This is a genomic window from Streptomyces sp. NPDC020965 (assembly GCF_044333555.1).
Classification (GTDB): Bacteria; Actinomycetota; Actinomycetes; order Streptomycetales; family Streptomycetaceae; genus Streptomyces.
Window position 1 is genome coordinate 48577 of record NZ_JBIRRE010000019.1, and the last position, 21096, is coordinate 69672.

Consider the following 21096-nt stretch of genomic DNA (forward strand, 5'->3'; position numbering starts at 1 on the left):
ACGAAAGGGCAGACCGATGAGTGGCATCCCGTACTCCAAGGACGACATCCCCGACGCCGACGCGCTGCGCGCCCAGGCCGAGAACACCCGCCGGAAGCTCGGCGAGACGGTGGACGCGCTGGCGGCGAAGGCGGACGTGGCGGACGTGAAGGCACGCGCCCGCCAGACCGCCGCCGAGGTGAAGGGGCAGGCGACCGAGAAGGCGGCGCAGGCCAGGGCGCAGCTCGCCGACACGGCGGCCACCGTGAGCGAGAAGCTGCGCGACACCGCCCCGCAGCCCGTCCTGGACACCACCCAGCGCGTCACCGAGAGCGCCCGTGTCTATCGAACGCCCCTGCTGGCCGGGGCCGTCGTCGTGGTCGCGGTGCTGCTGGTGGCGCGGAGCCGGCGGCGCTGAGGTGGCGGCGGCGCTGAGCGGATGACGCCGGGACGGTCGCCGCCGACCGGGTACGGGCCGGTGGTCTCCCGCCAGGGGGCCGCCCGGCCGGTGCCCCTGGACCCGGACTCCGCCGCGCGAGCATCCGTCGCCGCGCCGGGAGGCGGACTTCGCCCCGCCCACGGGTGCGACGGGAGCCACCACAGCCGTACGCGGCCTCCGATCAGAGGACGTCGTCGTCCGGCACCACATGGATCGCGGCCTCTTCGGCGGACGCTCCGCCCCCGGCGATGCCCTCGTCCCGCGCCAGCAGGTCCTTCTCCTCGTCCTCGTGGGCGCCGTCGTCCGGCGCGACGAGCCGCCCCGCCCGCCGGTCACCCACCTCGTCGTCGATGGGCTCCCCGTCGGTGTCCGACGTGTCACCGATCCCGTCGCCCTCCCCCTCTCCGTTCCAGGGGCCGTCCCAGTCCTCCGGGACCTCCTCCGCGAGCCGCTGATCGAGCGATTCGCCCTCCTGCTGCTCCCGCGCCGTCGTACCCGTGTGCTCGACCGCCAGCGGTCGCTCCGGAGGGGACCAGCCCTCGTCGTAGGGGTCCACACCGCGGTCCAGGAGAGTGTCCTCCGGGTCGAGGATGCCCTCGTCCTCGGGGACCTCGTTGTCGTCCGGGGACTGGGGCTGGTACACCTCGTCACCCATGGCGTCGTCGTCGGTCTCGCCGGCCATGACCGCTCCTCTCCACTGGACGATTGTTCCGCCGTTCCGTCCGGAGCGCATGGCGAGCCCACGCCGCGCCGACGACCCCGACGCGCGCCGGCCGTCCCGTCGCCCGGTGCGGCGGGATTCCGTGCGGACGCGGCTCATGGGGCCGTGCGGGGGATCACCGCACGGTTTCACCCGCCGTGGTCGCGCGGCGGGTGACGACCCTCATGGCGCCTGGCAGCCAGGAGAGCGGAATCGACGTCGCGGGTCCCCGTGGAGACGCACAGCGTGTAGACGAGATCGTCCATACGGCGTCTGAGGTGCGGGCTGTCCGCGTGGGCCTTGAGCAGCTTCAGCGCCTCGTAGCGCCCGATGAGAGTCCGCAGCACCGCAGGGTGGGCGAGCAGCATGGCCGGTACCCCTTTCGCGTGGGAGCGTGAACTCCTCCGATGATGGGGCCGGTGTCCGGCCGCTGCATCTCCGTGGGCGGCTCCCCGGTCGTGGCGGGGCCCGCCGCGCGCCCGGGCGCTCATGCGGACCGCGTGGCCCTCAGCGGTGCGGCCGGTTCCTCAGCCGTACGGGCCGTACGGCCGGTTCCTCAGCCGGGCCGTACGGCCGGTTCCCCGCGCGGGCCGCCGATGTCGTCAGCCCCGTGGCCCGGTGACGCCCGTACCGTCCCAGTCGAGGCGGAGGATGGCGAGGTCGTCGGTGTGGCGGCCGGCGTTGAGTTCGCTGACCCGGGCGATGACCCGGTCCAGGTCGGCGGCCGGGCCTTCGGCGGGCGCGTGGTTCATGAGGTCCAGCAGCCCGTCGGAGCCGAGCCTGCCGCGCTCGCCGTTCGCCGCCTTCCCCGCGTACCCCTCGATGAGGCCGTCGGTGTAGAGGATCAGGGCGCCGGTCGCCGGGATGGGGAGGGCGGTGCGGGGCCAGTGCCCGAGCCCCGGGGATATCCCGAGGGCGATGCCGTGGCTGGCCTTCACCGGTCTGGTGGCGGGGACCGCGCTGAGCAGCGGTTCATGGTGGCCCGCCAGGTGGATCCCGGCGGTGGCGGCGGAGAGGTCGAGGGTGACCAGGGTGCAGGTGGCGAACATGTCCGCCTTCGCGCGCTCGGCGACGAGCACCCGTTCGAGTAGATGGAGGAGGTCATGGGCCCGGTGACCGCCGAGGGTGAGGGCGCGCCAGGTGATGCGCAGACAGACGCCCAGGGCCGCGGCGTCGGGACCGTGGCCGCTGACGTCGCCGATCACGGCGTGGACCAGTCCGTCGTCGGTCTGGACGACATCGAGGAAGTCCCCGCCGAGGAGTGCGCGCTCACGGCCGGGCAGATACCGGCTGGTGGCGGTGACCTGAGAGGTGGTGAGCAGGGGTGGGGGCAGCAGTCCGCGTTCGAGCCGGGCGTTCTCCTCGGCCCTGAGGTGGCCGGTCTGGAGGTCGGCGCTGGCGCGTTCGGCCTGCTTGCGCTGGACGGCGTAGCGGACCGCGCGCTGCAGGGTCTCGGGTTCGACCTTCCCCTTGACCAGGTAGTCCTGTGCGCCGGCGGCCAGGGCGTCGGCGCCCGCCTGGGACTCCGCCATACCCGTCAGCACGATGATGGCGGCGGACGGCGCGGCCTGCTGGATCGCCGACACACCGCCGAGGCCCACGGCGTCCGGCAGATGCAGATCCAGCAGGACGCAGTCGGCGGGGCTGTCGGCGAGCCGCGTCCGGGCCTCGGCGAGCGTGGTGTGCCACTGGAGCGTGTACGACAGATCGGTGTCGGTCAGGAACTCGCGTACCAGCACGGCGTCCGCGTGGTCGTCCTCGACGAGCACGATCCGGTACCGGTGGTCGTCCGCACGGGGAAAGGCAGTGGATGTCATGGCGTCTCGTCGGTGGTGTCGCCGTCGGCCGGCGAGTGGACGGGGAGGGTGAAGGTGATACGGGCGCCGGGGCCGTGCGAGTCGTCCAGACCGATGACCCCGCCGTGGAACTCGACGATCTTCTTGCACATGGCCAGGCCGATTCCGTTGCCCGGGTAGGCGTCCTTGGTGTGCAGCCGCTGGAAGATGACGAAGACCTTGTCCGCGAAGTCAGGGCTGATGCCGATGCCGTTGTCGGTCACCGAGAACTCCCATATATCGCCCTGCTCCCGGACCGCGATCCGGATGTCCGGGGCGCGGTCCGGGCTGCGGAACTTCAGGGCGTTGGAGATCAGGTTCTGCCACAACATGTTCATCTGGGTGCTGTCCCCGACGACGGTGGGCAGCGGGTCCCGGGTGATCCGGGCGCCCGACTCCTCGATGACGACGCTGAGCGCGTCGAGGCTGTCGCCCAGCGATGTGTCGAGGTCGACCATGCTCTGCTGGTTGTGCATCCGGCCGACCCGGGAGAAGTCGAGCAGGTCGTTGATGAGCCGCTGCATCCGGTTGGCGCCGTCGACCGCGAAGCCGATGTATTGATCGGCGCGCTCGTCCATCTGCCCGGCGTAGCGGCGCTGGAGCAACTGGGTGAAGCTGGACACCTTCCGCAGGGGCTCCTGGAGATCGTGCGAGGCGACATAGGCGAACTGCTCCAGTTCGGCATTGGAGCGCCGCAGGTCAGCCGCCTGCTCGTCCAGCAGTCCCCGGGCCTCCTCGGCGCGCGCGAGTTCGTCCGCCAGCCGCTGTCGCATCCGCTCCACGTCCCCGGCCAGCTCGCGCAGATCGGCCGGACCGGACGCGGTGATCATATGGTCGAACCGCCCGGCGGTGACATGCCGGACATCGCGCGCGAGCCGCCCCAGGGGATCGGTGATGCCCCGCCGCAGCCCTTCGAAGACCAGCCCGGCCATCAGCACGATCAGCACGGCGATGGCGGAAAACAGCCAGTTCCGCATGGTCAGGGCCCGGTCCAGCTCGGCACCGGACGCGACCCGCTCCGCCTGGAGGTGGTCCTGCTGGCTCACCAGGGCCTGCCGCAGCCGGTCGAACGTCCCCTTGCCCTCCGCGGTCCGCTCGGCGGCCAGGGCCACCACCGTGCCGGGCGGCGCCGCCGCGATGGGCCGCGCGATCCGCTCCTGCCACGCCGACGCCGCCGCGAGCACCGCGTTCAGGTCGGTGCGGGCCTGGCCGTCGCCCTTGATCAGCGGGCGGAGCCGGGTCAGCGCCACCTTCTCGTCGGCGAGACCCTCCGTGTACGGGGTCAGGAAGTCCTGCCGCCCGCTCAGCCCGTACCCGCGCACCCCGGTCTCCTGATTGAGCAGAGCCGCCTCCAGCCGGACGGAACTGATCAGCGCGGGGGTGCGTACGTCGACCACGTCACCCATCAGTGACGAGGTGCGGTTGAGGGTCCAGGCCCCCAGCACACCCAGGACGAGCAGCACGGTCAGGGCGGCGCTGACCCCCACCCGCAGCCACTGGCGCGCCGTCCATCCCGACGCCGCGCCGCGCCGCGACCCCTTTTCGCCGGAATCCTCAACCGTCACGCCGTCACGCCCTTCGTCACCGAGCCGCGCTCTGGAGATCGCGCGGCGGCAGCAACTGTAGCCGCCGCGCGACAACAGATGTTGTCCTTTGCTCCCGCCAACCCCTAGGGTGAGGCCATGCCCGGCTCCGATCCCACCCCGCGTCTGACCGTCGAGGAGATCAGCGCGCTGACGGCCGATGTCGTGGACCACCTCGTCCGTGAGCTGACCCGCCGCGCTCCGCGCTCCGCCACCGCGGCACCGGACCGGGATCCCGCGCTCCGCGCTCCTCTCCCGGCGCCGGTTATCCCCACCCCGCGCCTGACCGACGACGAGGTCATCGCGCTGACGGCCGATGTCGTGGACCACCTCGTCCGCAAGCTGACCCGCCGCGCTCCGCGCTCCCCGCTCGGGGCGTCGGACCGGAAGTCCGAGGCGCGCGGCGAGGCCCTCGCCTCCCTGCGGGTGCTGGCCACCCTCCAGAACGCCGTCGCGCATCTGGAGGACCACGCGGCCCGGGATGCCGTGGCTGCCGGCGCCGGCTACCCCCAGCTCGGCAAGGCATGCAACATCAGCCGGCAGGGCGCCCGCCGCCGCTGGCCCGGTCTCGTCACCTCCACGAGCCGTCCCCATCCCACCGACCGCACCCGGAGCAGACCATGATGACCGCCCCCGCGCGCCCTTACGACGTGCTGTTGGTCGAGGACGACCTCGCCGACGCCCTGCTCATCGAGGAAGCCCTCTCCGAACGCGGCGCCCGCAACCTGACGCAGGTCGAGGACGGCGTCGCCGCCCTCGACTACCTGCGCGACCCCGCCAACAGCCGGCCCGATCTCATCGTGCTCGACCTCAACATGCCCCGGATGAACGGCCGTGAGCTGCTCAGCATCCTCAAGGCCGACGACGACCTGCGGTTGATCCCGGTCGTCGTGCTCACCACATCGGCCGCCCCCGACGACGTCACCGGCGCCTACCAGCAGCACGCCAACGCGTACGTCACCAAGCCCGTCAACCTGGACGACTTCAACCAGGCCGTGCAGAACATCGACGCGTTCTACCTCGACACCACCACCAAGCTGCCCCGCACCTGACCGGCCTGACCGGCCTGATCCGGACGGCAGACCCTAGCCGGTCGGTGACGGCGTACAGGTCCTGCGGGCGCACGCGCGGACCACGGCGCGCAGATCGCCCGTACGGGCCAGCAGTTCGCGCTGGATCCGGGCGCCGCCGCCGGTCTTCACCAGGGTGGCCAGTGCCTCCTGCGCGGGCAGGAGGTCGCCGCTGTCCTCCAGCGCGTCCCGGACATGGTCGAACAGAGCGCGCACCACCGCCTCCGCGGGCGCGGGCCGCATGGTGAGCGGGTGGAGCAACTCGCCGTCGAGGCCCGACCGGGCCGCGCGCCAGGACGCCAGCCGCAGCAGTTCCACGCGGTGGCGCGCGGGCGGCTCGCCGGCCCGCCACTGTCGGGCCGCCGTCTCCACGAGGGCGCGGATCAGGGTCGCCAGCAGGACGGTCGTGGAGGAGTCCAGACAGACATCGGCGACGCGGATCTCGACCGTGGGGTAGGTATGTGAGAGCCGGGCGTCGAAGTAGATCATCCCCTCGTCCAGCAGGACTCCGGTGCCGACCATGTCCTGTACCTGCTCGTGGTACCGGTCGGCCGAACCGAAGATCTCCACCGGCCCGGCCATCGGCCAGCGGCCCCAGACCCGGCTGCGGTAACTCCCGTACCGGGTGTCCTGCCCCTGCCAGAAGGGCGAGTTCGCGCTGAGCGCGAGCAGCGCCGGCAGCCAGGGCCGTATCCGGTCGAGGACCGCGACCCCCTCCTCGTCCGACTCCACCGACACATGCACATGGCAGCCGCAGGTGAGCTGCTCCTGGGTGGTGAGCCCGAAGTGCTCCGCCAGCCACTGGTGCCGCTCACCGAAACCGAGCGAGGGGCTGACCGGAAGGGGGGAGGTCGCGAGAGCGACGGCGGCGGCGCCCAGGCGTTCGGCGTGGCGGGCGGCGTGCGCCCGGCAGCGGTTGATCTCCTCGGCCAGTTCGCCCATATCGGTCTGCGGCCGGGTCGCGAACTCCACCTGCTGCCGGTGCAGCTCCGCCTCGAACACGTCGTCCTGCCCGGAGGACTCCCGGGAGACCGCGGCCAGCACCGCCGTCGCCAGTGCACGCGGCTCGCCGCTCTCCGCGTCGACCAGGAGGAGTTCCTCCTCCACACCCACACTCCGCACCAGGGACTGCCTTCCCACCGCCGGGTCCACGTCACGGGTTGCCGGAGGGGAACTACGGCGGACGGGCCGGGGCTGTCTGAGATCGATCCCTGCCCGAAGGTCACGACCTTCGGCCGGGCTGTCTCTCCTGCTGCCCTGACATCGCGACGTGATGCGTTCCGGGGGCGATCGGGCGAATTGTCCGGTGCCGTACGGCGGGCGGCGGCGGAGCGCCGCCCGAAGCCGGGGGCTGCTCACGGCGGCGGTCCGTCCCCGCCGCCGTGAGCGCCCCGACCGGACGGGGTCAGACCGCCGGGGCCGGGTAGGTCGGGTACTCCACCCCGGAGACGTGCTGGACGACCCGGATGACCTGGCACGAGTAGCCGAACTCGTTGTCGTACCAGAGGTAGAGGATCGCGTCGTCGCCCTCGACCTTGGTGGCGCCCGCGTCGATGATCGAGGCGTGGCGCGAGCCGATGAAGTCGCTGGAGACCGCGTCGGGGGCGCTGATGAAGTCGATCTGGCGCTTGAGCGGTGAGGTCAGGGACACCTCGCGGAGGTGGTCGAGGACCTCCTCGCGGGTGGTCTCGCGACCGAGCCGCAGGCTGAGGATCGCGATCGAGACGTTCGGCACCGGGACGCGGATCGAGCTGCCGGTGATCCGGGCCTTGAGATCGGGCAGCGCCTTGGCGACGGCGGAGGCGGCACCGGTCTCGGTGATCACCATATTGAGCGGCGCCGACCGGCCGCGCCGGTCGGACGCGTGGTAATTGTCCAGCAGGTTCTGGTCGTTGGTGAACGAGTGGACGGTCTCCACGTGTCCGCGCAGCACGCCGTACTCGTCCGCCATCGCCTTCAGCGGCGGGACGATCGCGTTGGTGGTGCAGGAGGCGCAGGACAGGATCTGCTCGTCCGGCTTGATCTGGTCGTGGTTGACGCCGTGGACGACATTGGGCACGTCCCCCTTGCCCGGCGCGGTCAGGACGACCTTGGCGATACCGGGGCGGAGGTGCTGCGACAGCCCCTCGCGATCGCGCCACCTGCCGGTGTTGTCGATGAGGATGGCGTCCTCGATGCCGTGCGCCCGGTAGTCCACCGACGTCGGGTCGTCGGAGTAGATCACCTTGATCTCATTGCCGTTGGCGATGATCGTGCTGTTCGCCTCGTCCACGGTGATGGTGCCCTGGAACTGGCCGTGGATGGAGTCGCGGCGCAGCAGCGAGGCGCGCTTGACGATGTCCTGGCCGGCGCCCTTGCGGACCACGATGGCGCGCAGTCGCAGCCCGTTGCCGGAACCGGCCTTCTCGATGAGCAGGCGGGCGACGAGACGGCCGATGCGGCCGAACCCGTAGAGGACGACATCGCGCGGCTCGCGGCGCTCGATCTTGTTCGCGCCGGTGGCGCCGGCGACGGTCTCCGCGGTGAACTCGGCTATCGACAGACCTCGGTCGTCGGTCCGGTACGTGGCGGCGAGCATCCCGATGTCGATCTGGGAGGGCCCGAGATCGAGCGTGGTGAGCGCCGTGAGGAACGGCATCGTGTCGGTGACCGAGAGTTCCGCACCGGCGATCTGCCGGGCGAACCGGTGGGTCTTGAGGATGCTGACCACCGACTTGTTCACCAAGGAGCGGCTGTGCAGCAGGATCGTGACGTCCCGCTCCCTCTGCAGCTTCCCGATGATCGGGATCATCGACTCCGCGATCTCCTCGCGGTTCTTCCAGTTGGTGAACGAGTCGTCGTTGAGAGTCACAGATCCATCTTTCGAGCTAGGAGGCGCTCATATGTTAACCCCCCGCCGTTTTGATCTTCCAGACGGTGCGGTTACCGGCGGAATCCTCGGCGGCGGGGGGTAGTGGCAGCCGGGGGGCCCGCTCCCCGATGAGCCGGCCGTCGGCCTCCACCCGGGCACGGGCCGTGAAGGGTCGGGTGCGCACGCCCGTACGCCACGTCGGCCGGCTGCCCCGCGCGCGGCAGGGCGGTGCCACCCGTACGACCGGCCCGCCCGACGCGGGAATTGCCACGCGGTGCTCGGACAAGTGCCCGTGCGGTCACCCGATTCGGCCCCCGGCCGACGGCGGGGGTGCCGGCCCCGCGAGCCGGTCCACGACAGGCCGCGCCCCGCTCCGTACCGGCTCCTGGGCGGTACGGGCCGGAGGCGGTTTCGCGCCCCCGGCGAGGGGCCGCCGCCCCGCCGCCGCGTAACCGGCCGTGCGCGGTCTCGTTACCCGGTGGCCCCATTGCCGTCTGCCACGGGAGCGATCCGCAATGTACCCACGCACACCCGGTGCGCCCGTCTCAGCCGGAAACCGTCATGCCGATGTCCGGCCGCCGGCGCCCCCGGACACCCCCGGCCGGTTGCCGGGCGCGGTGCGGGGAGGTCGGGCATGAAGACCGCCGACCTGTGGAACTCCGGTGCGTGTCCCGGCCGGGTCATCTCCTTCACCCTCGCCGCCCCGGCCGTGTCCCGCCCCGTCGGGCCGCCGTGCGACAGCCGCCCCCCGGCCTATGTGCAGGAGGCGCACATCCGCACCGTGCGCTATCTGCGCGAACGCGGTCTGCATGGCCCGGCCTGGATCGGCACCGCCTTCGACCTGCCCGGACACAGCGACCCCGACACCCTCCAGCGCGTGCTGTGGCAGTGGACGCTGCGCCACGAGACGCTGCGCAGCGGATTCCGTTGGGAGGGGGACGAACTCCGCCGATTCACCCTCGAACCGGACGAGGTGGAGCTGTGCCGCACCGACCACGGCACCCACGACAGCGCCGAGGAGGTGTGCCGGGTGCTGGAGGAGCGTCTCGACGCCGCGACGGACGCGCTGAGCTGGCCCAACTTCGTCTACGCCGCCGTCATCGGCGCCGCGGGCACCCGGCTGTACCTGGGCTTCGACCACACCAATGTGGATGCCTACTCACTCCATCTGATGCCTGATCAGATCCATGCCGAGTACGCGCGGCACCTGGCCGCGTCGGGTGGTGCCACCCCGGCCACCCCGGCCACGCCGGGCGGCGAGGAGCCGGTGCCCACCGGCGCCGCGCCGCGCGGGGACACCTCGGGTGCCGACGAGTGCGAGTCGTACGAGAGTTACGACAGCTACGACAGCTACGTGGACTTCTGTGAGATCGAGCGCGCCCAGGCCGACGAGGCCGACGTCGAGGACGCCACGGTCGCCCGCTGGCGCTCATTCGTCGCCGCCTGCGACGGGACGCTGCCGTCGTTCCCCCTGGACATGGGTGTCACCCTCGGCGAATTCCCGGAACAGCGCCTGTGGGACGAGAGCTTGGTCGACGCCGAGGTCACCGCGGCGTTCGACGCCCGCTGCCGCCCGCACGGCGGTGTGCTGCCCGGATTGATCGCCGCGTCCGCCGTCGCGGTGCAGGAGGCGGGCGGACCGTCGGTCTACCGGACCGTGGTGCCGTTCCACACCCGCGCGACCTCCCGCTGGGGCATGTCCGTCGGCTGGTACGTGGGCGCCGTGCCCGTGGAGGTCGCCACCGGTGAGGCCGGGGGCTTCGGCGACCTGCTCACCATGGCGCGCGCGGCCCTGCGCGACAACCGCGGCCTCGCCCGCCTGCCCGTCGCCCGCGCCCTGCGACTGCTCGGCGACGACTTCCGGCCGCCGTCGCCGGACCTCTTCTCCCTGTTGTCCTACGTGGACGGCCGCGGGTCCCCCGGAGCGGGTTCCTGGGAGGAGTGGAACGCCAGGACACTGCTGCGGGTCTCCCGGGGCGATCAGGTGTGCGTCTGGGTGAACCGGGCCCATGACGGCCTCCAGTTCGTCGCCCGCTACCCCGCCACTCCGCAGGCCCGCAAGAACATGGCGCGCTATGTCGAGGGCCTGCGCACCGTGATCACCACCGTGGCCCGCACCGGCGGCTATCTGGAGTGACCCCCCGCCGCCGTCTCCGTGAGTGGGGCGAACCTTACCCACCCTCATCGGCCGGGTCTCCGGGGTCGTGCGGCGCACCGGTCCACGGTGATCGTGGCGTCCGGGTCGGGCCGGTGAACCCCCGCGCCGTGAACCGCCCTTTGGTAAAGTAAGGGTTACCTAACATCCGAGGGAGAGTGCTGTGGCCGGGGTACGGGACGGGCAGGACGACAGCGCGGAGACGCGGGCGGACGACGGGCAGGCGCGGACCACCCTGGGCCGTCTCATCTTCGGGCAGATGGCGACGCAGGCCCTGGGGGCGGCGTTACGGATGGGGGTCTTCGACCGGATCGCCCCCGGCGGGCTCTCTGCCGACGACCTCGCCCGTGATCTGGCCACCCACCCACAGGCCACGCTGCGCCTGCTGCGCGCGTTGGCCGGGCTGCAACTGCTCGCCGAGTCCGGTCCGGGCGTCTTCCGGACGACCACCGCCGGCGATCTCCTGCGCTCCGACACCGCCGGTTCCATGCACGATATGGCCGCGATGTTCACCGACCCCGTCATGCTCCGCGCCTGGGACCTGCTGGACGAGGGCGTCCGGACCGGTGGGACCACCTTCGGCACCGTCTTCGGGACGGACTTCTTCGGTCACCTCAAGGAACACCCCGAGCTGTCGGCCGCGTTCAACGCGGCGATGAGTCAGGGCACCCGGTTCACCGCGGACACCGCACCGCACCACTACGACTTCGGGCGCTTCCGTACGGTCGTGGATGTGGGCGGCGGCGACGGTACGCTGCTCAGCGCCGTTCTCCGGGCCCACCCGGGGCCGCGCGGCATCCTCTACGACACGGCCGAGGGGCTGGCGCAGGCGTCCGCGCGCTTCGCCGATGACGGTCTCACCGACCGCGTCGACCTGCGCACGGGCGACTTCTTCGACTCCGCTCCGGACGGCGGGGAGCTCTATCTCCTGAAGAGCATCATCCACGACTGGAACGACGAGCAGTGCGCCACGATCCTGCGGCACATCAGGAGGGTCATCCCCGACCACGGCGCCCTGCTCATCGTCGAGCCGGTACTGCCCCCGAGGGTGCCAGCCGAGGTGCCAGGCGCCCTCTATCTGAGCGATCTGAACATGCTCGTCAACGTCGGGGGTCGGGAGCGCACCGAGGAGGACTTCACCGCCCTCTGCGCGGCGTCTGGTTTCACCCTGCGCACCGTGACACCCCTGCCGAGCCCGAACATCTTCCAGCTCCTCGAAGCGACACCTGACCCCCGGTCCTGACATCTGCCTTCCTGACACCCGCGGTCCCGACACGGGACTCCCGGGGGCCTGACACCAGCAGCACCGACCGGGGGCCTGACAGGACCGCCACGGGCTCCCGACACCGCCACAGTCCGCGACCGCCGCACATCGCTGAGCGCTCGCGGACCGGCGGGGGGCACTCGGGTCAGGCGTCGAGGCGCGGCAGCGGGTGCCCATCCCTCGCCTTGGCGTAGAGGGCGATCCTGCGGTGGCGGACCTGGACCTCACCGAGACAACTGGCGGCGTTGTTCTCGATCATCCGGCGGGACGCCGCGTTCACCGCGTCGGGCTCGTAGACCACCGCATTGCAGTGCGGGTCACGTAGGAAGAACTCATCGGTGACCTCCCCGATGATCCGGCTGCCGAGGCCGCGTCCGGTGTCGGCGGTGTCGGCTATCGCCAGATGCATGCTCAGGTCGTGCGCCGAGGCCCGGTAGTGGTGGCCCACGACGTCCTGGGCCATCCGGTAGAACTCCATGTAGGCGATGGGCCGGCCGGCGCGCTCCACGATGACGGGCCGCGAGTAGGCGGTGGCGAGCTGGGCGTCGATATGCGTCTGCCAGCGGTCCAGCGGCCAGTCGTACTCCCATCCCTTCGCCGTGTGGGGCCGGTTCATCCACTCGTGGATCACCGGCACATCGGGACCTTCCGCCCGTGCCCCCCGGTAGAAGAGGTCCCCGCGGGCGAAGTCGACCGGCGGTGCGGGCACTTCCAGCCAGGACGCGGGCAGCCCGTCCGTGACGTAGCGGGGCAGGACCGGATAGGTCTCGGTCGGATTCAACGTGACACTCCACGGTTGGTACTGCTGTGTCGGGTGGGTGGGGGGCGCCCGAGCGGGGCGCGGGGGCCGTTCACGCGTCCGCACGCGGGGCACGACGGCACGGTCCGCGACGCGGGCGGGGGCGCGGCGCCGGGCCCGGGGCCCCCGGGGCGCGAGGGCGTGCGCGCTCTCCGGGATTGTTCCAGCCGGGCGACCGGGACGACAACGAGATGGCCGTCACCCCGCCGAGGCCGATTCCGATCGAATGCGTCACAGCCTTCGGCGAGTTGGGGGTGACGCGGGTCACGCCAGGGGGCCGGGGGAGAGTGATGTGTGGGGCATATCTAAGATCAACTTAGGTAAGCCTTGCCGAACTTTCTGGTCATGCATAGATTCAGGCCACGTCGGCTCGACGGACTGGAGCCGATGTCGGAACGGATGCCCCACCGGGTGTACCCCCGACACCACGACATTTCGCGCACCGGTATGGATCCGGGACGCCGGCCCCCGGCGCCCCCCCACCGGGAGCGCGCCTCGGGAGCGAGCCTCGGCGGACATCGGGGCGAGAGACATGCCCGCGGCATTTGACCAGTGTGCGAGCGGTGGCGACAACGCCCGCTGCCCGCACGACGATTCGGAAAGGTGATGTCAGTCTTGAGATCACACATCCTGGGACGCGTCGACCTGGACGAGACGCTCCTGTCCAGGGACCTCGGATACCTCTCCTCACTGCCCCGCGGCGAAGAGGGATACGACGAGTTCAGCAACGGCTACTGGAAGAACCTGCCCCTCTGGAACAGCACCGGTGACGCCGGTGACGACCTCTATCGCGACACCGAATCGGCCGCCCAGCTCACCGAGCACGGCAAACACTGCGCCTATCTGCGTGAGTTGGTGGAGACCACCTTCAACACCGACCACATGACGATGGTGCGCACCCGCAACCTCGTGGACGCGGTCGTGATACCCCACCGGGACTTCGTGGAGCTGGACCGGGCGGCGGACCAGTACTTCCGGGTGCTGATGTTCCTTGAGGAGAACCCGGCCGCCCTGCACTCCAACGACGACACGGTCATCAACATGCGCCCGGGTGAGATCTGGTTCCTCGACGCGGGCTCGGTCCACGCGGCGGCCAACTTCTCCCCGGACAGTCGGCAGATGCTCTGTGTGGACTTCGCCTTCGACGGCGCGTACGAGGAGAAGGACGTCTTCCGGGACCCCTCCCGCTACCAGCCGTCGACCGACGCGCAGATCATCGAGCGCCCCCCGCTGCCGAAGGCCCGGCTGGACGCCATCAAGGGGCTGGGGCAGGTCGTCGACCGTTCGAACTTCAAGGAATTCCTCTTCCTCCTCTCCAAGGTCCACTTCCGGTACGACGTGCCCGCCGATGCCACCTACGAGTGGCTGGCCGATATCGCGGCCACCTCCGGCGATGAACTCCTCGTCGGAAAGGCGAAGGAACTGCGCGAATACGCCATCGGTGCCCGTGCGCTGAGCGAGCGCTTCACCGTGAACTCCTGGGGGTGAGCCAGGGCCGCGAGCACTGACCGGCACGGGGGCAAGAGGCCCCGCACGCCGGGTTCGCGGCGGAGACGGTGCGGAGCGGCCCCCTCGGTGGGGGCCGCGGGAACGGGCGGCAGCCGGATCGCGCCGGTGCGGTGGGGCGCACCGGGCAGCGGGATGCCGGCCCGGGAATCGACGGAGGACCGACGGCCACGACGGCCGGCCGGTGACAGCGGAGGACAGGGCGGTATGGGCGACAAGGCCAGAGGCAAGGGCGATCACGAGCGGCGGCTCGCGGCGCTGCGCAAACGCGTGGCCGCGAGTGGACTGGCCGACCGGCCCGGCGGGGACGCGCTCCCCGCGGGCGCGCCGGCGCCCGGCGGACCGGCCGACACCGGGGCACCGACGCCGGCCGGTACGGCCCAGCAGCGGCTGTGGCTGCAACACGCGAGCGACCCCACCGGGGCCGCGCTGAACGTCGGCGCCGCGCTGCGCCTCGACGGCCCGCTCGACCTCCCCGCACTCGCCAGGGCCCTGCGCGCGGTCGTCGCCCACCACGAGATCCTCCGCACCCGGTACACGCTCACCGGGACGGGCGAACTGCTCGCCGTCGCCGACCTGCCCGACACCCTGCCCCTGACCGAGGTGGACGCCCGGGGCGCGGACATCGACGCCCTGATCCGGGCCGGTCTGCGCACCCCCTTCGACCTGGAGCACGGTCACCCGCTGCGGGTCACCGTCCACACCCAGGGCCCGGAGCTGCACACCCTGCTGCTGGTGGTGCACCACATCGCCTGGGACGACGCCTGCTGGCAGGTCTTCTTCGAGGACCTGGCCGCCGGCTACGGGGGCGGCCGGGCCGCGCCGACGACGTCGTACGCGGTGGCCTCCCGCGCCGTGGAGCACGAGGTCCGTCCCGCCCTGCCCGCGCTGCGCCGGCACTGGGCGAAGGCTCTGACGCGTGCCACGGGTGCCGCCGGGCTCGACCGCCGCGGCTCCGCCGATCAGCAGACCGCCGAGGCCACCGCGGTGGAGGTACGGCTGGACGCGGCGCGCTCGGCGGAGTTGGACGCGCTCGCCCGCACTGCCGGGACCACTCCCTTCACGGTCCTGCTCACCTCGTTCGCCGCCGCCCTGCGTCGCCACACGGGGAGCGACCGGTCGCTGATCGGCACCCCCGTGCTCCGCCGGGACAGCGGGCACACCACCCGTACCCTCGGCTACTTCGGCAATGTCCTCCTCCTCGCCCTCGACATCGACCCGCGCCGTAGTTTGCGGGCGGCACTGACCTCGGTGGGCCGGGTCGTCGTGGCGGCGCTGGACCACCAGGACCTGGAGTACGACGAGGCGATCAGGTTGCTCGGCGCCGCCGGCCGGGTCCAGCCCGTGGAGGTCAGCTTCGGCATCGAGAGCGCCGGTGTCCCGGTCCGGCTCCCCGGGATCACCGCGCGGCCCCTCTCCGCCCGTACCGGAATCGTCCAGGTCCCGCTCTCGGTGATGGCACGTCAGGAGGCCGACGGGGAGTGGGTGATCCGCTTCGAGTACGTCCCCGACGCGGTGGGCGACCGGACCGCGCGGTCGCTGGCCGATTCGACCCGGCGCACCCTGCTCGCCGGACTCAGCGCCCCGGACGTACCCCTCGGTGACCAGGCGCTGGTCACCGAGGAGGAGCACGCGGCGATCCTCGCCCACGGCACCGCCCCGGCGCTCGAAGCGCCCGCGCCCGGTGTGGTCGAACGGTTCGAACGGCAGGTGGCACTGCACCCCGACGCGGTCGCGCTGCGCGGCGCCGAGGGCCGCATGACCTACCGGGAGGTCAACGACCGGGCCAACGCGGTGGCCCGCTGGATCGCCGCCCAGGGCATCGGCCCCGAGGACGTGGTGGCCTGCGCGCTGGAGCGGTCCTTCACCGCGGTGACCATCGCCATCGGCGTGCTGAAGGCCGGCGCGGTCCTCTGCCCGCTGGACGTCGCCCACCCCGAGGAGCGGCTCACCCATCTGCTGGCCGACGCCGGTCCACGCCACCTCTTCACCTCCGCGGTGACCGACGCGGCCGTCCCGCCGAGCACCGTGCCCCGGACGTTGGTGACCGCGCCCGACTTCGACGCGCAGGTGTCCGCCCTGTCCGGAGCCGGCGATCTCACCGACCGGGACCGGGCGCGCCCGCTGCGGCGGGACAACCTCGCGTACATCATCTACACCTCGGGCTCCACCGGCCGCCCCAAGGGCGTCGGCACCAGCCACGCGGCCCTCGGGGATCATCTGGAGTGGCTGCTCTCGCACTTCGCGGCCAGCCATGACGAGCTGCGCGATGTGCGCTGGCTGCAACTCGCCTCCCCGGCGTTCGACGTCTCCGTCGGCGAACTGTTCGGACCGCTGGCCGCCGGCGGCGAGGTGCTGGTGGCCCGCCCCGACGCCGAACGCGACCTCGACGCGCTCTTCGCCGAACTGATCGAATTCCAGGCCACCGTCGTGCACGCGGTGCCGAGCTTCCTGCACTACCTGGCCGCCGCGGCCCCGGACGCGCAACTGCCGGCGCTGCGCTGGCTGCCCGTGGGCGGCGAGGCGCTCCCCGGCGATCTCGCGGACCGGGTGCGAAGACGCTTCGGCGCCACGGGCAGGGTCAGCCTGGGCAACTTCTACGGTCCCACCGAGACCACCCAGTCCGTGACGGGCTACTCCGTCGTCGCACCACAGGGTCAGCGCACCGTCCCCATCGGCACCCCGAAGTGGGGCAACACCGCCCTGATCCTCGACGCCGACCTGCGGATCGCGCCCCTCGGCGAGGTGGGAGAGCTCTACATCGAGGGCAGTTCACTGGCCCGCGGCTATCTCGGGCGCCCCGCCCTGACCGCCGAACGATTCGTGCCCAGCCCGCTGACCCCCGGTGCCCGCCTCTACCGCACCGGGGACCTGGCGCGCTTCACCGACGCCGGCGAGCTGGAGTTCATCGGCCGCGCCGACGACCAGGTGAAGATCCGCGGCTTCCGGGTGGAACCCGGTGAGGTCGAGGCCGCGCTCCGCGCCGACCGCCTGGTCGGCCAGGCCGTGGTGGTGGCCCGCCACGACGCGCACACCGGCAGTCGGCTGGTCGCCTATCTGACCCCCGCGAGCGGCACCGAACTCGACCCGGAAGGGGTACGGGAACGGCTGGCCGCCACCCTCCCCGCCCATCTGGTCCCCAGCGCCTTCGTCGTCCTCGACGCCCTGCCGCTGACCCCGGCGGGCAAGACCGACCGCCGGGCGCTGCCCGACGCCCCCGCCGCCGAGTCCACCCCCTTCCGGCCGGTGCGGGACGGCGTCGAACGGCAGATCGCGCACCTCTTCGCCGAACTGCTCACCCAGGGCACGGGCACACCCGCTGGCGGGGGTGTCGACGACACCCCGTCGGTCGGCGGCCGCCGGATCGGCGCCGACACCTCGTTCTTCGAACTGGGCGGCCACTCACTGCTGCTGACCCGGCTCATCTCACGCGTCCGCCGCGAGCTGGGGGTGCGGGTCGGCGTCCGGGACGCCTTCACCCGGGCCACCCCGGCCGCGCTGGCCGAACTGGTCGGCGCCGACGCCCCCGCCGACGTGCCCCCGGCACCGGCGTACGGCCCACGGCCCGCCGAACCGCCGCTCTCCCCCGCCCAGCAGCGCATCTGGTTCGTCGACCGGATCGAAGAGGCCGACACCACCTACAACATCCCCCTCGCACTGGAGATCGACGGGCCGCTGGACGACGCCCTGCTGCGGCGCGCGCTGGAGCACGTGCTGCGGCGGCACGAGGCCCTGCGGACCGTCTTCCCCGACCGGGACGGCATCGGCCACCAGCGGATCCTCCCCGACCACCGGGTCGAACTGCCCGTGCTCGCACTCACCGCCGACGCCGTGCCCGGCGCGCTCGCCGAAGCCGCCGAACACCCCTTCGACCTCGCCACCGAACGCCCCTTCCGGGCCGCCCTGCTGCGCGTCGGCCCCGAGCGGCACGTGCTGTCGCTGCTGGTCCACCACATCATCTGTGACGAGGTGTCGGCCGGTGTGCTCCTGACGGACGTGACCCGGGCCTACGAGGCGCTCCGCGCCGGGGCGAGCGCGGACGGCGCACCGGTGCTGCCACCGCTGCCCCTGGGGTACGCGGACCACGCGGTCCGGCAGGCCGGCTGGCTCGCCGGCACGGATCCGGCCGGGCCCGGTGGGCCCCGCGGCCCGGAGGCGCTCCGCGCCTTCTGGAGCACCTATCTCGCGGATCTGCCCCAGGACACCGCCGTTCTGCTCGACCGGCCGCGGCCGGCGCGGCCCGACAGCGCCGGCGGGATCGTCCCGCTCACCTTCGGCGCGCCCGTGCGCACGGCGGTGGAACGGCTGGCGGAACGCACCGGGGCCACCCCCTTCATCGTGTTGCAGAGCGCCGTCGCGGTCCTGCTCGGACTGTGGGGGGCCGGTGACGACGTCCCCCTCGGCACCCCGGTGAACGACCGGCCGGACGAGGTCATGGACGACGTGGTGGGGCTGTTCGTCAACCTCCTCGTGGTCCGCAACGACCTCTCCGGCAACCCCACCCTGGAGGAGGTCGTCACCCGGGCCAGGGAGCGCGCGGTGGACGCCTACGACCACGCGGAGCTGCCGTTCGAGCAGGTCGTGGACGCCGTCGGCGTCGAGCGCTCACTGAGCGTCAACCCCGTCTTCCAGGTCCTGGTCCAGCTCCGTGACGAGGAGGCGGCGCACCTCCGCACCGAGGGCCTGGAGTGGCGGTCGGTCCCGCAGTACACCGCGACCGCCAAGTACGACCTGTCGGTGAACTTCGAGCCCGACTCGACCACCGGTGGCTGGGGCGGTGAACTGATCTACCGCCGTGACCTCTACGACCGGGAGACGGTGGACCGGCTGGCCGACGGCCTCGGACTGGTGCTGCGGGCGCTCGCCGACCACCCCGGCCTCCGGCTCCATGAACTCGACCTGATGTCCGCCGCGGAACGGCGGCTCGTGCTGGACGAGTGGAGCCACGGCCCGCAGGCCGAACCCGGCCGGGCCGAAACCCTGCCCGAGCTGATCGAACGTGCCCGGAACACGCTCCACGGACCCGGCGCCGCCGCCCGGACCGCCGTGGACTGCGCCGGCGTGACCATCGACTACCGCCGACTGCACGAGCGCAGCGACCGGTTGGCCAGGCTGCTCATCGAACGCGGCGCGGGCCCCGAGCGGTTCGTGGCCATCGCCGTACCGCGCTCCGTGGACATGGTCGTGACCCTGCTCGCGGTGGTGAAGACCGGCGCGGCCTACCTCCCGCTGGACCTGCGGCTGCCCGCGGAACGGCTCGCCTTCATGATCGAGGACGCGGCGCCGGTGGCCGTGGTGACCCGGTCGGACGCCCCGGTGGAACTGCCGGACTCGGCCGCATCGCCCCGGCTCCGCCTGGACGACCCCGAGGTGATCGCGGCACTCGCCGCGCAGCCGGCGGAACGGCTGCCGGCCGAGGTCGCCCGGCGGGCCCGCGGGGAGAACATCGCCTACTTCCTCTACACCTCCGGGTCGACCGGGGTGCCCAAGGGCGTCATCGGCACCCAGCGCGCCTACGCGGCCCGGCTGGGCTGGCAGCCGGCCCGCTACCCGATCGCCGCGCCCGACGTCCGGCTCTGCCAGGGATGGCTCAGCTTCCACGACGGCGGCTGCGAGATCCTCGCCGGTCTGCTCGCGGGAGCCGAACTCCTCCTCGCCGACGAGCACGAGGCCCGGGACGTGGGCAGCCTGGTCCGGCTGATCCAGGAGAACCCGATCGGCCAGGTCACCGCCGTCCCCACGGCGATCAACGCGCTGCTCGGCGTGGCGCCCGACGCGGTGCGCTCGGTGCCGCGCTGGGTGACCAGCGGCGAACCCATCCCGGACGCGCTGCTGGAGCGACTGCGGGCCGCCGCGCCCGACAGCGAGATCATCAACAACTACGGCGCCACCGAACTGAGCGGCGGTGTGGTGCGCGGCCGGCTCCACGAGGAGGGACCACAGCTCGGCAGGCCCGTCGACGGCTCCCGCGTGCTCGTGCTCGACGCCCGCCTCAACCCCTGCCCGGTGGGCGTGCCCGGAGAGGTGTACGCGGCGGGCGACCAGGTGGCCCGCGGCTACTGGGGCCGGCCCGGTCTGACCGCCCAGCGGTTCCTGCCCAACCCGTACGCCACCCGGCCGGGGGAGCTGCTCTACCGCACCGGCGACCGGGCGATGTGGCGCGCCGACGGGCGGCTGGTGTTCGGCGGGCGCACCGACCACCAGGTGAAACTGCGGGGCATCCGGGTCGAACTCGGCGAGATCGAGGCGGCGTTGCGCGCGGAGCCCGCGGTGGCTTCGGCGGCGGCCCGCACCCATGAGACCCACGGGTCCACCACGCTCGCCGGATACCTCACCCTCGTCGACCCGACGGCCGACCGGGACGCCGTGGTGGCCCTGGTGCGGCAGCGGCTGGCCCGGGAACTGCCGTCATATCTGCACCCCGCGGTGATCACCGTCCTGGACGCGATGCCGCTGACCGGCTCGGGGAAGCTGAACCGCCCCGCCCTGCCGGAGCCGCTGGTGCGCACCGACGGTGCCCACGAGCCGCCGCGCGGTGAGACGGAGGCCACGGTCGCCGCCCTCTTCGAGGACGTGCTGGACGTCAAGGAGGTCGGCCGCGCCGACGGCTTCTTCGCCCTCGGCGGCGACAGCGTCATCTCGGTGCAGTTGGCGAGCCGGGCCAGGTCCCGGGGGCTGCTGCTGACCGCGCGGATGGTGTTCGAGCACCCGACCGTGGCCGAGCTGGCGGCGGCCTGTGAGCTGGCCGCCGCCGATGAGGCCCGCGCCGGTGACCGCCGGGAGGTCGACGCACCCGTATCGGCGACCGAGGCGTCGGGGCTCGACATGGAGACCCTCCAGGCCCTGTTGGGCGGTTGGGGGCGTGACTGACGTGGCCGACCTCCCCGGGCCGACGCGCCCGCTGCCCCCATCGGC

The 21096-nt window shown here is 72.4% G+C and carries 15 protein-coding genes; 7 read left to right on the forward strand and 8 right to left on the reverse strand.

Annotated features, from left to right (window positions below):
- The first annotated feature begins 16 nt into the window (after positions 1–16).
- Positions 17–397, forward strand: coding sequence for a DUF3618 domain-containing protein (locus tag ACH4S7_RS35495; protein WP_398525545.1), 381 nt, complete (start codon positions 17–19; stop codon positions 395–397).
- A 202-nt stretch (positions 398–599) separates the two neighbouring features.
- Here the strand turns inward: ACH4S7_RS35495 and ACH4S7_RS35500 are convergent, their stop codons facing one another.
- The 4 genes from ACH4S7_RS35500 to ACH4S7_RS35515 form a co-directional block, all read right to left on the reverse strand.
- Positions 600–1100, reverse strand: coding sequence for a DUF5709 domain-containing protein (locus ACH4S7_RS35500; RefSeq protein WP_398525546.1), 501 nt, complete (start codon positions 1098–1100; stop codon positions 600–602).
- A gap of 167 nt (positions 1101–1267) precedes the next feature.
- Entirely contained in the window at positions 1268–1486 is a 219-nt protein-coding gene (locus ACH4S7_RS35505; protein WP_398525547.1) for a DUF5133 domain-containing protein, read from the reverse strand.
- A gap of 234 nt (positions 1487–1720) precedes the next feature.
- Positions 1721–2935, reverse strand: a complete 1215-nt coding sequence (locus tag ACH4S7_RS35510) for a PP2C family protein-serine/threonine phosphatase (protein ID WP_398525548.1) — start codon at positions 2933–2935, stop codon at positions 1721–1723.
- Positions 2932–4518, reverse strand: coding sequence for an ATP-binding protein (locus ACH4S7_RS35515; protein WP_398525549.1), 1587 nt, complete (start codon positions 4516–4518; stop codon positions 2932–2934). The genes ACH4S7_RS35510 and ACH4S7_RS35515 overlap by 4 nt, the downstream gene beginning before the upstream one ends.
- A 117-nt stretch (positions 4519–4635) precedes the next feature.
- Between ACH4S7_RS35515 and ACH4S7_RS35520 the strand changes: the two genes are divergently transcribed.
- Positions 4636–5160 carry a hypothetical protein gene (locus ACH4S7_RS35520; protein WP_398525550.1) on the forward strand — a complete coding sequence of 175 codons (525 nt, stop codon included), beginning with the start codon at positions 4636–4638 and terminating at the stop codon, positions 5158–5160.
- Positions 5157–5588, forward strand: coding sequence for a response regulator (locus ACH4S7_RS35525; RefSeq protein WP_398525551.1), 432 nt, complete (start codon positions 5157–5159; stop codon positions 5586–5588). The genes ACH4S7_RS35520 and ACH4S7_RS35525 overlap by 4 nt, the downstream gene beginning before the upstream one ends.
- Before the next feature lie 33 nt (positions 5589–5621).
- Here ACH4S7_RS35525 and ACH4S7_RS35530 read toward each other — a convergent pair whose 3' ends face one another.
- From ACH4S7_RS35530 to ACH4S7_RS35540, 3 genes are all read right to left on the reverse strand, one after another.
- Positions 5622–6728: a glutamate--cysteine ligase gene (locus ACH4S7_RS35530; RefSeq protein ID WP_398525565.1), complete on the reverse strand. Its 1107-nt coding sequence runs from the start codon at positions 6726–6728 to the stop codon at positions 5622–5624.
- A gap of 283 nt (positions 6729–7011) precedes the next feature.
- A complete protein-coding gene (locus ACH4S7_RS35535) occupies positions 7012–8457 on the reverse strand; it encodes a glyceraldehyde-3-phosphate dehydrogenase (RefSeq protein ID WP_398525552.1) in 1446 nt (481 codons plus the stop codon).
- 34 nt (positions 8458–8491) lie between these two features.
- Complete coding sequence (locus ACH4S7_RS35540; RefSeq protein ID WP_398525553.1) at positions 8492–8728, reverse strand: lasso peptide biosynthesis protein; 237 nt, start codon at positions 8726–8728, stop codon at positions 8492–8494.
- A 363-nt stretch (positions 8729–9091) separates the two neighbouring features.
- Between ACH4S7_RS35540 and ACH4S7_RS35545 the strand changes: the two genes are divergently transcribed.
- Both ACH4S7_RS35545 and ACH4S7_RS35550 read left to right on the forward strand, forming a co-directional pair.
- Positions 9092–10594 carry an acyltransferase papA2 gene (locus tag ACH4S7_RS35545; protein WP_398525554.1) on the forward strand — a complete coding sequence of 501 codons (1503 nt, stop codon included), beginning with the start codon at positions 9092–9094 and terminating at the stop codon, positions 10592–10594.
- Positions 10595–10775: 181 nt separating this feature from the next.
- Positions 10776–11855, forward strand: coding sequence for a methyltransferase (locus ACH4S7_RS35550; protein ID WP_398525555.1), 1080 nt, complete (start codon positions 10776–10778; stop codon positions 11853–11855).
- A 166-nt stretch (positions 11856–12021) separates the two neighbouring features.
- On the opposite strand, the gene ACH4S7_RS35555 is transcribed toward ACH4S7_RS35550, so the two are convergent.
- Positions 12022–12657 carry a GNAT family N-acetyltransferase gene (locus ACH4S7_RS35555; RefSeq protein ID WP_398525556.1) on the reverse strand — a complete coding sequence of 212 codons (636 nt, stop codon included), beginning with the start codon at positions 12655–12657 and terminating at the stop codon, positions 12022–12024.
- A 633-nt stretch (positions 12658–13290) separates the two neighbouring features.
- Between ACH4S7_RS35555 and ACH4S7_RS35560 the strand changes: the two genes are divergently transcribed.
- Positions 13291–14163 carry an aspartyl/asparaginyl beta-hydroxylase domain-containing protein gene (locus ACH4S7_RS35560; RefSeq protein ID WP_398525557.1) on the forward strand — a complete coding sequence of 291 codons (873 nt, stop codon included), beginning with the start codon at positions 13291–13293 and terminating at the stop codon, positions 14161–14163.
- Positions 14164–14388: 225 nt separating this feature from the next.
- The gene (locus tag ACH4S7_RS35565) at positions 14389–21051 is read left to right on the forward strand and encodes an amino acid adenylation domain-containing protein (protein WP_398525558.1); all 6663 of its coding nucleotides are present in this window, start codon (positions 14389–14391) and stop codon (positions 21049–21051) included.
- Positions 21052–21096: the final 45 nt, after the last annotated feature.

Excerpts from the sequence above, each read along its gene's own strand:
- ACH4S7_RS35495 (WP_398525545.1), top strand. The coding sequence starts at position 17 with ATGAGTGGCATCCCGTACTCCAAGGACGACATCCCCGACGCCGACGCG.
- ACH4S7_RS35500 (WP_398525546.1), bottom strand. The coding sequence starts at position 1,100 with ATGGCCGGCGAGACCGACGACGACGCCATGGGTGACGAGGTGTACCAG.
- ACH4S7_RS35505 (WP_398525547.1), bottom strand. The coding sequence starts at position 1,486 with ATGCTGCTCGCCCACCCTGCGGTGCTGCGGACTCTCATCGGGCGCTAC.
- ACH4S7_RS35510 (WP_398525548.1), bottom strand. The coding sequence starts at position 2,935 with ATGACATCCACTGCCTTTCCCCGTGCGGACGACCACCGGTACCGGATC.
- ACH4S7_RS35520 (WP_398525550.1), top strand. The coding sequence starts at position 4,636 with ATGCCCGGCTCCGATCCCACCCCGCGTCTGACCGTCGAGGAGATCAGC.
- ACH4S7_RS35525 (WP_398525551.1), top strand. The coding sequence starts at position 5,157 with ATGATGACCGCCCCCGCGCGCCCTTACGACGTGCTGTTGGTCGAGGAC.
- ACH4S7_RS35545 (WP_398525554.1), top strand. The coding sequence starts at position 9,092 with ATGAAGACCGCCGACCTGTGGAACTCCGGTGCGTGTCCCGGCCGGGTC.
- ACH4S7_RS35565 (WP_398525558.1), top strand. The coding sequence starts at position 14,389 with ATGGGCGACAAGGCCAGAGGCAAGGGCGATCACGAGCGGCGGCTCGCG.